Annotated in this window: 12 protein-coding genes and 2 tRNA genes; 12 read left to right on the top strand and 2 right to left on the bottom strand. The window is 63.5% G+C overall.

Translation table 11 applies throughout. The annotated features are described in order from the left end of the window. Positions 1-24: 24 nt before the first annotated feature. Together lon and IEY49_RS09745 are read right to left on the bottom strand one after the other, a co-directional pair. Entirely contained in the window at positions 25-2,484 is a 2,460-nt protein-coding gene (gene lon, locus IEY49_RS09750) for an endopeptidase La (protein ID WP_189007501.1), read from the bottom strand. A 240-nt stretch (positions 2,485-2,724) separates the two neighbouring features. After that, entirely contained in the window at positions 2,725-3,867 is a 1,143-nt protein-coding gene (locus IEY49_RS09745; protein WP_189007498.1) for an acyl-CoA dehydrogenase family protein, read from the bottom strand. Positions 3,868-4,309: 442 nt separating this feature from the next. On the opposite strand from IEY49_RS09745, the gene IEY49_RS09740 reads away from it, so the two are divergent. The 12 genes from IEY49_RS09740 to IEY49_RS09685 all read left to right on the top strand — a co-directional run bounded on the left by IEY49_RS09740 (position 4,310) and on the right by IEY49_RS09685 (position 15,517). Beyond that, positions 4,310-4,386 (top strand) — tRNA-His (locus IEY49_RS09740). Between the two features lie 42 nt (positions 4,387-4,428). Then, positions 4,429-4,514, top strand: a tRNA-Leu gene (locus IEY49_RS09735). Between the two features lie 264 nt (positions 4,515-4,778). Beyond that, on the top strand, positions 4,779-6,092 hold the full coding sequence (gene tig, locus IEY49_RS09730; protein WP_189007495.1) for a trigger factor: 1,314 nt from the start codon (positions 4,779-4,781) through the stop codon (positions 6,090-6,092). Positions 6,093-6,365: 273 nt separating this feature from the next. Next, complete coding sequence (locus tag IEY49_RS09725) at positions 6,366-7,418, top strand: beta-ketoacyl-ACP synthase III (protein ID WP_189007492.1); 1,053 nt, start codon at positions 6,366-6,368, stop codon at positions 7,416-7,418. Next, positions 7,415-8,347, top strand: a complete 933-nt coding sequence (gene fabD, locus IEY49_RS09720) for an ACP S-malonyltransferase (RefSeq protein ID WP_189007489.1) — start codon at positions 7,415-7,417, stop codon at positions 8,345-8,347. The genes IEY49_RS09725 and fabD overlap by 4 nt, the downstream gene beginning before the upstream one ends. After that, positions 8,344-8,865, top strand: a complete 522-nt coding sequence (locus tag IEY49_RS09715) for a DinB family protein (RefSeq protein ID WP_189007486.1) — start codon at positions 8,344-8,346, stop codon at positions 8,863-8,865. Before fabD ends, IEY49_RS09715 begins: the two co-directional genes overlap by 4 nt. Beyond that, positions 8,862-9,629: a 3-oxoacyl-[acyl-carrier-protein] reductase gene (gene fabG / locus IEY49_RS09710; protein ID WP_189007482.1), complete on the top strand. Its 768-nt coding sequence runs from the start codon at positions 8,862-8,864 to the stop codon at positions 9,627-9,629. Before IEY49_RS09715 ends, fabG begins: the two co-directional genes overlap by 4 nt. Positions 9,630-9,798: 169 nt before the next feature. After that, on the top strand, positions 9,799-10,029 hold the full coding sequence (gene acpP, locus IEY49_RS09705) for an acyl carrier protein (protein ID WP_012692535.1): 231 nt from the start codon (positions 9,799-9,801) through the stop codon (positions 10,027-10,029). A 95-nt stretch (positions 10,030-10,124) separates the two neighbouring features. Further along, positions 10,125-11,369: a beta-ketoacyl-ACP synthase II gene (gene fabF, locus IEY49_RS09700; RefSeq protein ID WP_189007479.1), complete on the top strand. Its 1,245-nt coding sequence runs from the start codon at positions 10,125-10,127 to the stop codon at positions 11,367-11,369. Positions 11,370-11,881: 512 nt separating this feature from the next. Beyond that, the gene (locus IEY49_RS09695) at positions 11,882-13,984 is read left to right on the top strand and encodes a hypothetical protein (RefSeq protein ID WP_189007476.1); all 2,103 of its coding nucleotides are present in this window, start codon (positions 11,882-11,884) and stop codon (positions 13,982-13,984) included. After that, entirely contained in the window at positions 13,984-15,021 is a 1,038-nt protein-coding gene (locus tag IEY49_RS09690; RefSeq protein WP_189007473.1) for a hypothetical protein, read from the top strand. Before IEY49_RS09695 ends, IEY49_RS09690 begins: the two co-directional genes overlap by 1 nt. A gap of 10 nt (positions 15,022-15,031) precedes the next feature. After that, positions 15,032-15,517 (top strand): hypothetical protein, encoded by a 486-nt coding sequence (locus tag IEY49_RS09685; RefSeq protein WP_189007470.1) that lies wholly within the window; start codon positions 15,032-15,034, stop codon positions 15,515-15,517. Positions 15,518-15,526: the final 9 nt, after the last annotated feature.

Here is a 15,526-nt window from a genome sequence, read left to right as displayed (position 1 = left end):
CATTGAGAAAGGCTGAAGCTGGGTTCAGGCGCGCGCGCCACCGGCTCCGCTGCGGCGGCTGGTCTTGCGCTTGCTTGTGGTGGCTGGAACTGCGACCCCGGCCTCGCGGGGGGTTTCCAGCGCCTTCAGGCCGCCCACGAGGGCCACGTCCAGCACCTGATCGACTGTCTCGCAGGGGTGGAAGCGCATCGAGCTGCGCAGGTGCAGCGGGATGTCACGCAGGTCGGGTTCGTTGGCTTTGGGCATGATCACATGCTTGATCCCCGCACGCCGCGCACCCAGAACCTTTTCCTTCAGGCCACCGATGGGCAGGTAACGGCCCGTCAGGGTCATTTCACCGGTCATCGCCACGTCGTGACGGGCCGGGATGCCGGTCAGGGCACTGATCAGGCTGGTGGCCATGGCGCCGCCTGCGCTGGGGCCTTCCTTGGGAATGGCTCCGGCGGGGACATGCACGTGGATCTCGCTGTTGTCCAGCCGCTCCTTGTCGATGTGGAAGCGTTCGGCGTGGCTCTTGGCGTAGCTCAGGGCGGCGCGGGCCGACTCCTTCATTACATCGCCGAGCTGTCCGGTCAGGACCAGTCCCTTGCCGGGCATGATGCTGGTCTCCACGAACAGGATGTCTCCGCCGACGGGCGTGTAGAACATCCCGGTCGAGACGCCGACCATATCTTCCTTGCCTTCGGATTCCGGAGTGTGACGGGCCTGTCCCAGATAGCGGTCGAGTTCCTTGTCGGTGACCTTGACGCGCTTGACCTCTCCGGTGGCGATGCGGCGGGCGACCTTGCGGGCCACCGTGCCGATCTCGCGCTCCAGATTGCGCACGCCGGCTTCACGGGTGTAGTAGCTGATCAGTTTTTCCAGGGCCGCGTCGGTAAAGCTGATCTGGTTGGCCTTGAGGCCGTTCTGGGTCAGCTGGCGGGGCATCAGGTAACGCTTGGCGATTTCCAGCTTCTCCTGCTCGATATAGCTGGAGAAGTCGATGACTTCCATGCGGTCCATCAGCGCCGGCGGAATCTGCTCGGGGTAGTTGGCGGTCGCAATGAACATCACTTCGCTAAGGTCAAACGGCACGCCCAGGTAGTGATCGGTGAAGTGCTGGTTCTGCGCCGGGTCCAGCACTTCCAGCAGCGCGCTGGAGGGGTCACCCTGGTAGCTGGTGCCCAGCTTGTCGACCTCATCGAGCAGAATCACCGGGTTCTTGGTGCCGGCAGTGCGGATGCCCTGGATCAGGCGGCCGGGCATGGCGCCGATATAGGTGCGGCGGTGACCACGGATGTCCGACTCGTCACGCGCGCCGCCCAGCGCGATACGCACGTACTTGCGTCCCAGCGCCCGGGCAATGCTCTGCGCGATGCTGGTCTTCCCGACGCCAGGAGGGCCGGTGAACACCAGAATCGGGCCCTTGTTGACGTCCTCGGCGCTCAGCTCACCGCGATCAGCGCGTTCCTTGCGCAGCCGGCGCACGGCCAGGAATTCCAGCACGCGGTCCTTGACCTTCTCCAGACCGTAGTGATCCTCGTCGAGCACCTGCGCGGCTTCCTCGACGTCCAGACGATCTTCGCTGCGTGCATTCCAGGGCAGTTCCGTGACCCAGGTGAGGTAGGTGCGGATCACCGACGCCTCGGCAGCGTCCGGGTGCATGCGGGCCAGGCGGTTGACCTCGCGATCAATCTCCTTTTTCACGTCAGGCTTGAGCTCCAGCGCCTCGATCTTGGTGCGGAAGGCTTCTGCCTCGTCGGCGTCCTCGCCGTCCTCGCCGCCGTGGAGTTCCTTCTGGATGACCTTCATCTGCTCGCGCAGGTAGTACTCGCGCTGGTTCTTGTCGATCTCTTCTTTCACCTGGGCGCGGATGCGGGCCTGCACGGCCTGGACTTCCTGCTCGGTGTCCAGCAGCGTCAGCAGGCGGCGAATGCGCTCGGTAACGGTGGCGGTTTCCAGCAGGGCCTGCTTGTCTTCCAGCTTGAAATCCAGGTTGAAGGCGATGTGGTCGGCCATCTCGCCGGCGTCATCCTTGCCCTGGATGGTCTGGACACTCTCGGCGCTGACCTTGCCGCCTGCGGCAATGCTTTCAAACTTCTCGCGCAATTCGCGGGTCAGGGCCTGCAACTCCACAGTGGGGCCGCTCTGCACCGGCAGGGGCTGAATGTCGGCTGTCAGGTGCTCGTCGCGGCGGTAGTTGCTCGCACGCACCCGGGCCACTGCCGAGACCAGCATCTGCACCGTGCCGTCGGGATTCTTGCGCACGCGCAGCACGTTGCAGGCGGTTCCAATTTCGTAGAGGTCACTGCCCTGCGGATCATCCACGTCCTTGTCCTTCTGGGACACGATCAGGATGACCTTCTCGCCCTGCATGGCGGCCTCGATGGCATTGATGGAAATGGCGCGGCTGGCGTCAATATGCTGCACCATCGTGGGGTAGATCACGCTGCCACGGACCGGGCAAACGGGAACATTCTTGGGAAGAACATGTTCGGTGGGCATTGAGGTGCTCCTTTGGCCCGTGAGGGTCTTGCTCTGAGAGGCGGGTCTCCGGCGCTCCTGATGCCAGGAAACTTGAGCGTGAATATATCAAGTTTGGGCAGTTGGGGCAAGCATGTAATCCCACTCTGCCAGGAGGCTTAAAGAGTGTCTACCACGCCAAAAGTCTACGACCCCCGGCATGACAGGACACTCACCTCCGGCTGACGGAACATTCACCCTCCGGGTTATCCACCCCTGGCCTCAGGCCAGCAGGTCACGCGCGATGATCAGCTTCTGGATCTCGCTGGTGCCCTCGTAGATGCGCAGCAGGCGCTGGTCACGGTAGTACCGCTCGACCGGCGAGTCCTTCATATAGCCCATGCCGCCGGCCACCTGGACCGCCTTGTCGGCGACCTGTGAGAGCGCTTCGGTGGCGTGGTATTTCGCCACACTGGCCATGCGGCGCACGTCCTGGTTCTGGTCCACCATCCAGGCGACCTTCTGCCACAGCAGACGGCTGGTCTGAATGGCAATCTCCATCTCGGCCAGCATGAACTGCACCGCCTGGAACTCGGCAATCGGCTGTCCGAACTGCTCGCGGGTCTTGGCATGCGCCACGCTGAGGTCCAGCAGCCGCTGCATAGCGCCGGTCGAGCGCGCCGCAATTCCCACCCGGCCGTTGGTCAGGATGCCCAGGGCCTCGCGGTAGCCCAGATGTTCGGGGCCCAGCAGGTTGGCGGCCGGCACCTCGGCGTCCTGAAAAATGACCTCTGAGGACAGGGCGCCCTTCTGGCCCATCTTCTCGTCCACCTTCCCGATGCTCAGGCCGGGGGTGTTCTGCGGCTCGACCAGAAAAGCGCTCATGCCGCGGGTGCCCTTGCCCGGGTCGGTGATGGCAATCACGGTCAGCAGCCCGGCAATCGGGGCGTTGCTGATGTAGTGCTTGGTGCCGTTGAGGATATACATGTCGCCGCGTTTCTCTGCGCGCGTGCGGATATTGGCGGCGTCCGAGCCGCTGCTGGGCTCGGTGATCGCGAAGCCGGCAATGCACTCCCCACTGGCCATGCGTGGGAGGAAACGCTGCTTCTGGTCCTCATTGCCCAGTTTGACCAGCCCCGAGGTCCCGATACTGGCGTGCGCACTGATCACGCCGCCAAAGCCCATGTGGCCCTGACCCAGCGCCTCGTACACGGCGCAGCGGCCCAGTGCGCCCAGCCCCACGCCACCGTATTCCTCGGGAATGCTCAGCCCGAACAGGCCCAATCCGGCGGCTTCGCGCAGCAGTTCCGGCGGCACGGCATTGGTGTCCTCGATCTCATGAGCCCGCGGCTCCACACGCGACAGCATGAAGTCACGAATGATGGTCTGCATTTCCCGCAGGTCTTCGGGCAACTCGAAATTCATAGGCAACCTCCATCCCACCCCGCGCGGTACCGGCATCTGTTCCCACACGCGCGGGACGCGTGGACACCGAAGAACGTTTGGACGTGAAGTAAATTAGCGCATGCCCTGGTGAGTGCGGCGACAGGCGTATCCAGAACCTGGACAGGAGGATGCATCGGCAGCAGACGCTGATCAGGCCTTCCTGCTTGGCCGCAGGCAGATGCAACCATGCGGGATGGCTTCTCCCTGACTTTGGCCCGGTTGCCGCGCATCACAGGGCGAGGGCTGGGCAACAAACTGTTCTGAACAAACAGGGGTCGGAGGTTCAGCTACCCGCTCCGGCAGAGATCGGCCAAATCAGAGGGGGCCGGGTGGCCCCTGGCACGTCTGAGAGCAGGCATTGACACCCTGCGCATCACCCCCTAGGATGTGTGGGCCTGTGAAGGTTTCGGATCAGGGCATGGTGGGTTTAGCTCAGCCGGTTAGAGCGCCGCTCTGTGGAAGCGGAGGTCGTGGGTTCAAATCCCATAATCCACCCCAACAAGTCCCGGCCCGCCGTCAGGTGAGGTCGGGCTTTTTCTTGCGGGGATGGCGGAATTGGTAGACGCACTAGACTTAGGATCTAGTTCCCATAGGGAGTGAGGGTTCAAGTCCCTTTCCTCGCACCAGCATCAGCAGCTATATGCGGCCCGCACCCGATGTCACTGGGTGCGGGCCGCAGCCGTGTGTACTCACTTCCTGTGCCATACGGCACATGCGGCAAATGCCGTATGATGCTTGGCGGCATGCCGCGCGCGCGCCTCTTTGCTCCACCGTGGGGAATGAGGCGGGATGCGGACGGCACGGCAACAATCAACACGGATTGCCCGCCGGGGGCCGCTCCGCACAGGAGCAAGCGCCTTTCGGCAGGCACGGACGGGAGACGAGACGCAATGGCAGAGCTGATCAGTAGAGAAGGCAACAAGGTGGAATTCAAGGTGGCGGTGCCCGCTGCCGAAGTAAACCGCGCGTATGAGCAGGTCTGGGCCGGTCTGGCCCGCGACGTGCGCGTTCCCGGGTTCCGCCCCGGCAAGGCCCCGCGCAAGGTCATCGAGGGCCGCGTGGGCAAGGGCTACGTGGAGCAGGAAGTGCGTGACCGCCTGTTGCAGGTTCACTACCCCCAGGCTGCCCGCGAGCTGAAGCTGAGCCTGGTAGACGCGACCATCGATCCCCAGGACCTGAACAGCGGCAAGGACTTTACCTTCAACGTGCGCGGCGAGACGTACCCCGAGGTCACCCTGGGCGACTGGAGCGACCTGAAGCTTGAAGCAGCCTCCCCCGAAATCACCGAGGACGTGCTGAGCCGCACCCTCAGTGACCTGCAGGAGCGCAACGCCACCTTCGAGAGCGTGGACCGTCCCATCGAGGCCAGCGATCAGGTGACCATCGAGGAGCAGGGCGAAGACGGCGGCACCTACCCGGTGTACCTCGACGTGGCCGAAGCTCACGTCCGTGACGCGCTGCTGGGCAAGAACAAGGGAGACACCGTGGAAATCACCGTGCCAGCCCACCAGCACGGTGCCCACGAGCACGCCGAGCACACCGTCACCGTCACGATCATGGACGTGAAGACCAAGCAGCTGCAGGAGCTGAATGACGAGTTCGCCAGCAGCCTGAACTTCGAGTCGCTCGAGCGCCTGCGTGCGGATCTGCGTTCCGAGCTGCAGCGCCGCGCCCAGCAGGAAGGCGACAACGCCCGCCGCGAAGAATTCGTCACCCACCTGACGGGGCGCATGCAGGCCGATATCCCCCAGGCCCTGCTGGAGCGCCGCCGCGAAGCGATGATGCAGGAGATTCAGGATGACCTGAGCCGCCAGGGCGTCAAGTGGAGCGAGTACGAGACCTTCATGAAGGAGCAGGGCAAGCTCGACGAGTTCATGGCCGACCTGTCCAAGAACGCCGAGACGCGCGTCAAGCGTGATCTGGCTCTGGAAAAGCTGGCCGAGGACCTGAAGGTGCAGGTCAGTGACGCCGAGTTCAACCAGACCATGACCATGCTGGCCCAGGCCAACGGCCTCAGCCCGGAGCAGCTGAGCAAGCAGCTCGGGCCCAACGGCATCAACTCCTACTACGCTAGCATCGTGCGTGAGCGCGCCCTGCAGCAGGCCATCGCGCAGCTGGCCGCTCCCCAGGGCGGAGCAGAGGCTGAGCAGGGTGAGCAGCAGGCAGAAGACCAGGGAGAAGTGGCCGCGAAGAGCGAAGAGTAAGACCGTTCTGACGGGGGTGGGTCCTGAGGGGCCCACCTTTTTTTATTGATGTCGGTGGCGTGCTGCTTACTCTGCTCAGGGGCCTCACCGAGTGCACCCATTCCGGATGACCGGTCCTCCATCTGCCAGAGGACGTGGGAAGTCTCCTGACTGTTCTGCGGGGCACGATATTGCACCTCATGCACGCAGCCCCGGCTGCGGTCAACCAGGTTGCCGGCAGGAATCTGGACTCGATTCATTGAACGGACGTTCAAAGAATGTTAGCTTGCGGATATGACTGCACCTCCGACCTCCCGTCTGTCCCTGGGCATTGTGGCCATGGGCGCCTATACCCCCGAACGCATCGTGCGCAACGAGGACTTCGAGGCACGTATGGACACCAATGCCGCCTGGATCGAGAGCCGCACCGGCATCCGTGAACGGCGCTTTGCCGCCGAACATGAGTACACCTCCGACATGGGAGTGCGCGCGGTTCAGGACATGCTGCGGCGTGACCCGCAGGCCCTGACCGATGTGGACGCCATCATCTGTGCGACCGTCAGCCCCGACGCGCTGATGCCCTCGACCGCTGCACTGATCGGCATGCAGGTTGGGCTGGTCGGCGCGGCGGCCTTTGACCTGTCGACCGCCTGCAGCGGTTTTGTTTACGGCCTGAGCGTGGCGTCCGGGCTGATCTATGCCGGCACGGCCCGCCGGGTTCTGGTCGTCGGTGCCGAAGTCCTGAGTAAGATCGTGGATCACGACGACCGCAACACCGCCATTCTGTTCGGCGATGGCGCCGGAGTCGCCGTGGTGGGGCCGGTGCCGGAAGGCTATGGGTTCCAGGACTTTGTGCTGGGAGCCGATGGCAACGGAGGATCGAGCCTGTACATGCGCAGCGTGGCCAAGACGCTGCCCGGCGGCTTTGCCATGGGCGATTTCACCGGCATGAACGGCCGTGAAGTTTTCAAGTTCGCGGTGCGCGTGCTGGGAGAGAGCGGAACCCAGGCCCTGGAAAAAAGCGGTCTGACCACCGCAGACGTCGACTGGGTCATTCCGCATCAGGCCAATGTGCGCATCATCGAGGCAGCCATGGAGCGGTTCAGGCTGCCCATGAGCAAAACGATCATCAACCTCGACCGCTATGGCAATACCTCCAGTGCGACCGTGCCGCTGGTGCTGCGCGAGGGTGTGGACGACAGCCGCATCCGCGATGGACAGCAGCTGCTGCTGATTGCGTTCGGCGGTGGCCTGAGCTGGGTGGCCGGCACCATGAAGTGGTGGGGTGGGACGCCAAGCCTCCAGCCGGACCGCGCCGCAGAGCACATCGCCGGGGTGCAGGGATGAGCGCAGGACCCAGAATTGCGGCCCTGTTTCCTGGACAGAACTCCCACTCGGTAGGCATGGGCGCCGATATTGCCGCGAACTTTCCAGCCGCCCAGGAGATCTACAGCAGTCTGGACGGGACCCTGCCCGGCCTGCGCACCCTGATCGAGCTGGGCCCCCTTGAAGACCTGACCCTGACGGCCAACCAGCAACCGGCCCTGGTGGCCGCCAGCGTTGCCTCCTACCGTGCCTGGCACGCACAGACCGGTCTGACCCCGGTGGTGGCTGCCGGGCACAGCTTGGGGGAGTACAGCGCCCTGGTGGCCGCTGGCGTGCTTGACCTGCACGACGCGTTGCGCCTGACCCGGCAGCGTGGGGAACTGATGCAGCAGGCGGTGCCGGTCGGAGTGGGCGCCATGAGTGCGGTGATGGGCGACCCGGCAGCCGTGCAGGAAGTCTGTGCTTCGGTGGCTGCCCAGACCGAGCAGGTCGTGCAGCCAGCCAACTTCAACGCGCCCACCCAGACTGTTATTTCCGGGGACAAGGCAGCGGTTGAGGCCGCTTCTGCGGAACTCAAGACCCGCGGCCTGAAAGCCATTCCGTTGAAAGTCAGCGCGCCTTTCCACTGTGCCCTGATGGGCCCGGCCGCCGAGGGCCTGGCGCCTGCCCTGCGCTCGGCGACCTATGGCGCCTATGCTTTCCCGGTGGTGGCCAATGTCACCGCCGAGCCGGGGCAGGACCCTGCGTCCACGGCAGCGTTGCTGGAAGAACAGATCACGGGCGCGGTCCGCTGGGTAGACACCATCCGGGCTCTGGACGACATGGGAGTGGACGTCTTTATCGAGTTTGGCCCTGGAACGGTCCTGACCGGACTGGTCAAGCGCATCCTGCCGGAAGCCCGGACCCTGAACGTAGGGACAGCCGAGCAGATCAGGAATTTCTCGCTGTGAATCCAGGCACCACCCCGGAACTGTTAGCCAGTCTGCTGGAGGTCCGGGATACAGTCAGCGATTACGTGCGTGGCCTGAGCGTGGCCCAGTTCACGGCCGGCACGGATCAGCGCTGGTCTCCGGCGCACCATTTGGATCATCTGGAACGCTCCAATGCTCCGGTCGCCGCAGGCCTGGGCCTGCGTGAGCGTCTGCCGCTCGCGCCCCGGGAACAGCCGAAGAGGTCTTTCGAGCAGGTGCAGGCTGCCTACCGGGCCCGGCTGGCCGGGGGCGCCCGGGCCAGTGGCCGCTTTCTGCCGGAGCCCACGAATGATATGGGCACGCAGTTGCAACGCTACCGTGGCACTCTGGAGGCCCTGCATGGGCAGGTGCAGGGCTGGCCGGACCACGAACTCGACGCCCGGAGCATGCCGCATCCGGTGCTGGATATGCTGACGGTACGCGAGATGCTTTACTTCACCATTGAGCACAACCTTCATCACCTCCGGGGGATGCAGGCCCGATTGGAGCATTCATGACTGAACCGCAACAGAGCACGACCTCAACGGGCAAGGTTGCCCTCGTGACCGGCAGCAGCCGTGGCCTGGGCCGAGCCATGGCCCTCCAGCTGGCCCGCAGCGGCTTCTCGGTCGCCATTCATTACGGACGCAATCAGGCGGAAGCCGAAAAAGTAGCCGCCGAAGCACAGAGCCTTGGCGTGCGGGCCGAAGTCTTCGGCGCCGACCTCACCGCGCCGGCCAACGCCTCGGCCCTGGTCGATGAGGTCATTGCCCGGATGGGTCGCCTGGACGTGCTGGTCAACAATGCCGGTATCACCCGTGACACCCTGGCCATCCGCATGAAGGACGAGGACTGGGACGCGGTGCTGCAGACCAACCTCTCCAGCGCCTTTACGGCCAGCCGCGCCGCGATCCGGCACATGATGCGGGCGCGGTCAGGCCGGATCATCAACATTGCGTCGGTGGTGGGCCTGATGGGCAACCCCGGGCAGGCCAATTACGTGGCCAGCAAGGCCGGCCTGATTGGCCTGACTAAGGCGCTGGCCAAGGAGTACGGCGGGCGCGGCATCACCGTGAACGCTGTAGCCCCGGGCTTTATCCAGTCGGACATGACGGCGGAGCTGAACGAGGACACCCGCAAGACCTACCTCGCCGGCATTCCCCTGGCCCGTTTCGGTCACCCAGAAGACGTGGCGGCCCTGGTGGTTTTTCTCGCCAGTGACGCGGCAGGGTACATCACCGGCCAGACCATCGGTGTGGACGGCGGGCTGCACCCGCACTGAGGACCGGCGCCGGATCAGAACGGCAGCTGGAGCGCCATATTCAACGTGCCTGCGCCTCCTGGAAGCAGGGCACCGGCATGCTCAGGAATTGAACCCTGTCCACTCTGGCGTCGCGTCAGCGCGCCACACGTGTAGACTGGCGCAGACTTCAAAGCAGGAGGTACCGAGCATGGCAACTTTTGATGATGTAAAAGACGTGATTGTGGACAAGCTGGGCGTGGACGGCGACAAGGTGATGCCCGAGGCCCGTTTCGTGGAAGACCTGGGTGCCGACAGCCTGGAGACCGTTGAGCTGATCATGGGTCTGGAAGACAAGTTCGGCATCACCATCAGCGATGAGGACGCCGAGAACATCCGTACCGTTCAGGCCGCCATCGACTACATCGAAAGCAAGCAGTAATCGCGCACCCTGCGCCTGTCGCAGGACACTGAAGGCGGGGGGTGGGATGCGGTGAAGGCCGCGCCCCACCCCTGCCTGCGCGGTAAGGAGAACACATGAGCGTTGCAGGCTTGAAACGGGTGGTGATTACCGGCCTGGGTCCGGTCACGCCCATCGGGACGGGCGCGCAGGCGTACGCCGAGGCGCAGCGCGCGGGCCGCAGTGGCATAAGCCCCGTGACCCACTACGACCCCAAGAATGTGGCCAGCAAGATTGCCGGCCAGGTCAACGATGACCTGACCCCCTGGATTGACGTGCGGGAAGCCCGCAAGCTTGACCGTTACGTACAGCTTGCCCTGGTGGCGTCTGATCTGGCCGTTAAGGACAGCGGTCTGAGTGAGGAAGAGCTGCGCGGGGACCGGACCGGCACGTTGATTGGCAGCGGAATCGGAGGCATCAAGACCTTCGAGGACCAGTCGCGCGTGATGTTCGAGCGTGACGCCAGCCGCGTCAGTCCGATGTTCGTGCCCATGATGATCGCCAACATGGCGACCGGGCATGTGGCCATGCGCTATGGGGCTACCGGGCCCAGCAGCACCGTCGTGACCGCCTGTGCCACCGGCTCGGGCGCTGTAGGGGACGCGGCGCGCTACATCCAGCTGGGGCTGGCTGACCTGATGATCGCTGGGGGCACCGAGGCTGCAGTCACGGAGCTGGCCATGGGCGGCTTTGCCAACATGAAAGCCCTGTCCACCCGCAACGATAGCCCCGAAACGGCCAGCCGGCCTTTCAGCGCTACCCGCGACGGTTTTGTCCTGGGTGAGGGCGCCGGGGTGGTCATCCTGGAAGAGTACGAGCACGCCGTGGCCCGTGGGGCGACGATCTATGCCGAGGTGGTCGGTTACGGCACCAGTGCTGACGCACACCACATCACCATGCCGGCCCCTGAGGGGCGGGGCGCCCAGGTGGCCATGCGTATGGCCCTGGCCACTGCCGGCGTTAACCCCGAGCAGGTGGGCTATATCAACGCCCACGGGACCAGCACCCACTTCAATGACCTGCACGAGACCCAGGGCATCAAGCAGGTGTTTGGAGAGCACGCGTCGAAGCTGGCGGTCAGCAGCACCAAGTCGATGACCGGGCATCTGCTGGGTGCTGCCGGCGCCATCGAAGCGATTGCGGTAGCGCAGGCGCTGAAAGACGGTGTGCTGCCTCCCACCATCAACCTGACAGATCCCGACCCGGAGCTGGACCTGGACTACATTCCGGAAGGTGCCCGGGAACAGCAGGTGGAGTACGCCCTGAGCAACTCCTTCGCGTTCGGTGGCCAGAACGCTGCCCTGCTGTTCAAGCGCGTTTAACGGCGAATATCAACAGAGGGCGGGAAAAGGTTCCTTTGGGAGTCTTTTCCCGCCCTGCTCAACTTCGCTAGGAGCGAGGCCGGGTGACCTCTAGACTGGCGGCCACCCCCCGGCACCGCCCCCGGCAGTGCCAGTCCTCTCACTCCAGCGCCCCATCCGGATTTGCGCGTTCCGACCAGGCAGGTGCGTTCATGCTCGAAGCTCCCCAGATCAGGCCCAGGAAGTCCGCTCGGAAGGAACCAGTCCAGGGTAAGACGGCGGCGCCGCTGTCACGCAAAGCAGGAGTCAGGCCAGCCGGCAACAGCGTGAAGCCCCGGCCGGCGTCAGGTATGGTGACGCCCCGGCCGGTCAGGACTGTTGGCTGCCCGGCGCAGGGTGCTCCAGCTGCGCTGGGTCCGCAGCTGCCTGTCAGGCCGGTCAGCTCACCCCGGCTGAATCTGGCGCCACAGCCCGGCGTCACCCCACCAGCAGCTCAGGGCATCATGGGCCGGTTTCGCAGTAGGCTGACGGAATTGCACAGGTCGGATGCCGGGAAGCGCCTGACCAGCGTGATGAACAGTGCCGGAAAGACGGTGGCGGCTGCCGCGAATTTCGCGCGCAATCCGGTTAAGGGCGTCGCGGATGGGACCTCGGCCATCGGCCGTTATGCGAGTGGCAAAGTTACGCAGTTCAAGAAGTGGTATGCCACACCGGAGGGCAAGGCCAAATTCTGGAAGGGAGTGGCGTTGACTGCCGTGGGTGTAGCCACCGTCGCGTCCGGCGGCGCACTCACGGCTCCTGCGCTGGCCCTGGCGGCCGGGATCAGTGCCGGTGGCGGCGTGGCCGCGCGGGTGGTCGAGAATAAGGTCTTCAACGCGGCGGCAGCCGCCAAGCAGAAAAACGACCGCAAGTACCAGTACAAGGCGAAATCAACCTTCGGGGGAGTCACGGCCAAAAGCATGGCCATTGACGCCGTGGTCGGCAGCGTGGGTGGCCCGGTCTTCAAGTTCGCGGGCAAGGCGCTGGTCGGAACCGCCGCTGCGCTGGGCAAGGGCGCCCTGCCCGCAGCACGTGGCCTCGCGCAACTGGGAGCGGCCGCTGCCCGGGGAAGCGGACGAGCCACCGCCAGACTGGCTGCCAGGGTCATTCCCCGCAATGTGCAGAAGATTTTTGCTCAGGTGGGCCGGCTGGTCAGCAGGAACGTTGCTCAGCCCATCCTGAAGACTGGCAGGGGCCTCGCTGCTGGAGCGCGCAAGATGGCCAGCAAGGCGGGGGCAGGCCTGATGAAGGTCAAAAACAGTGCTGTCCAGCGCCTGACCAGCGTCACTGCGCAGCCACATGCCGCCCTCTCCGCTGCCCAGCGCAAGGCAGTCCGTTTCCTGGTACGTGAGACGCCCAACCTGCGCAGAATTGCCCGGCAGACGCCCACAGCTGTCCGCGACTTTGTGCAGAAGCGGGTCACCGCAGCGCGCCGCGTGGACCACCGGCTGCTGACGCGCTGGAAAATGCAGGTACGCCGCAGCCCAACGGTCAAACTGGCCCGGACCTTCAAGAACGCGGTCGATACCCTGGGCAACCATCTGAGCAAAAACGTGCTGGTCAAGGGAAAGATGGCGCTGGCAGACGGCTTTGACGCTTTAAAGGCCCGGGTTGGGGAGAAGGTCAGCCGGACCAGCATTGCCCCGCATGTCCGCAGTTCAGCCGGAAAAATGTCGAGCCACCTGGACGATATCGTGGCGCGCAATCCGGATGGACACTTCAGCAAAGCGATTCTGGAATTCCGCAGCAGTGGCACGGCGATTCGGACCCACCTGAACAAGGTCTGGGGTGAGGCGAGTCAAGGTCTGAATAAGGATCTGTCGCGTCTGCTGGGACGCCACGGAAGTGTGCAGGCTGACTTCAGGCATCTGGCAGAACAGGGCAACCGGGCGCTGTATGAACAGGAAGTCGCAGCAGCGCGGACACTGGCAACCGACCGTCTGCGGCGGAAAATCGAGCAGGATACAGAAAGAGCTCTGCTGGCTCAGAGGCCTGTCCCCGGTGTCCAAGTCGATATCGAAGCTGTCCGCGAGCAGGCCAGACAGGCTGCACAGAATGCGGTATCTCAGGCGAGTGAGCGCCTCACACGGCAGGCTGAGACCTTCGTGGCTCGTCATCCATCCACGCTGTTGGAAGAGGCTGCGCTCAAGACCCATGCACTGGAAGAAGCTACCAAGGCCACAGAACACTTTTTTGGTAAGAATGCTGCTGGTAAGGGTTTGCTCGAAAGAACAGGGCTGGCTCTGACTGCACCTGCCCGGGCGCCCATCAACGAGCGGCTGGAGAGATACACCAAGATTGCGCAGGCCATGCGTGGCAGCACGCCGCTGGCCTCTACGGCACTGGTCGGCGTAGAAACGGTGAATGAGACCCTCGCTAAGGGCATTCAGACCAACCTGGAAAATCAGCTGAAGGACAAGGTTAATGACCTCAAGGGCACGGGAAGCGAGAAGAAGCCCAAGAAAGCCACAGAGAAAGACGGCTCAGCTCTGGCATCCGTGCTGGACGAAACCCTCAAAGAACTGTTTGCACCCTACACCCTGGAGGAAGTCGAAAGCGACATTGCCAAGAAGATGAATATGAAAGGTGGCGAGTAGTGTTTGGCGTCTTCAACAAGAGAAAGCCCGAGCCACAGCTTCGCCGGGGTGTCGAGATAGGCGAGATGCGGGAGAATGCACTGACTACAGTGGTCAGGCTGGCGGATCTTGGCGGTGAGATCCATTCATTCCAGCAAAAAGAAAGCAATTTGGCTGAGGTCCGCTATAAAGACCTGAATATTCAGGTGCCCATTGTTTTGAACCTGCTGGGTTTACGTCTTTACACCTCACTCGACCAGTGCAATATCCACCAATGCGGCACAGTTACCGAGAAAGCTTTTGCGTACCGGTGTATTGATCACGTCTGCAACACCTGTGCGGGCGTCCGCGCCTTTTTCGACCCCGATTCCGGTGCCCTGACCATTGGTGTGCAGTCGGCTGGCTTCGACGAGCAGTACCGTGCCGACACCCTGATTGACGTCGCCCTGTTCATGCTGGAAGAAGGCGTGATGGAAGCCCGCAGGTACCTGGGGCTCCCTTTTACGGACGCAGAGCGGCCCCGCGTGACCCAGTGGCAGGGCGGCTTCCACTACGGCGAGGGCTTCAAGACCTTTCCCACAGCCACCGAGGCTTTTGCCCGGTTTCTGGAAAAGAAGTATCAGTGCCGTGAGGTGACGCGCGACGCGACCTCAATCCTGCTGAAATCCGGGCCCGTGCAGTATGACGTCAGGTTCTTCGGATGGCGCTTCGGTTACATGGTGACCACCGCGACGCGGGAATTCAAACATGCCTATCAGCATGACGAGCGCTATGTGCGTCTCCAGGAACGGCTGGCCCGGCCGGTCCAGGGCACAGAGCCGGCCAGCGATCTGGCCTGGAACTTCCGGGACCCGGAACGCTCTGCGGTGGCCTACTTCCAGCCGGACGGCACATTCGTGGTCGGCGAGTATGGCTTCGGCAATATTGACACCGACAGAAATGGCGCCGCTTTTGACCGTGTGACCGGTGCCCAGATGCTGAACGTGAAGTTCATGACCTTCCTGGCAGAAGAGCTTTCGGACGACCTCTACTCAGATGAACTAAACCGGCCCACTTGAAGGTGAATCCATGACCGAGAAGAAATCAGCCAAAGTGGCCCGTCCGCGTCCCAAGCCTGCAGTCATCAGGGAACCCCTCTCCCCACTGGCTGTCCTGAAAACGCTGCTGGCAGATCATGGATTTTCAGTCCGGGAAGACCCTGAAGTGGGCCTGAGCTTCATGTTTGAGGGCGGGCAGTATCACCTTCCGCCGCAGGGCAACGATCAGGAGTTCTACCATCTGCTGTTTCCCAACTTCTGGGCGCTGGAATCGGACGAGGAGTATGGCCGCGCGCTTTTTGCCTGTGACGCGGTCAACCGCGAGGCAAAGCTGGTCAAGCTGTATACAGCCGACACAGACGTCTGGGCGGGTGTTGAAGCCCTGCACGCCTCCCCGGAAGCTTTCGTGGCGCAATTGCCCCGGTACCTTGCCTTTGTGCAGGAGGCAGTCCGGGCCTTTCGTGAAGTAATGCTTGCCACCCTGGAGGAGAAAGCGGAGCCCACAGGAGTATCCTGAGCGTCACTT

This window comes from Deinococcus malanensis (genome assembly GCF_014647655.1).
GTDB classification, from domain to species: domain Bacteria; phylum Deinococcota; class Deinococci; order Deinococcales; family Deinococcaceae; genus Deinococcus; species Deinococcus malanensis.
Note: the sequence above shows the minus strand (reverse complement) of the source record. Positions and strands in the feature narration are given on the sequence as shown.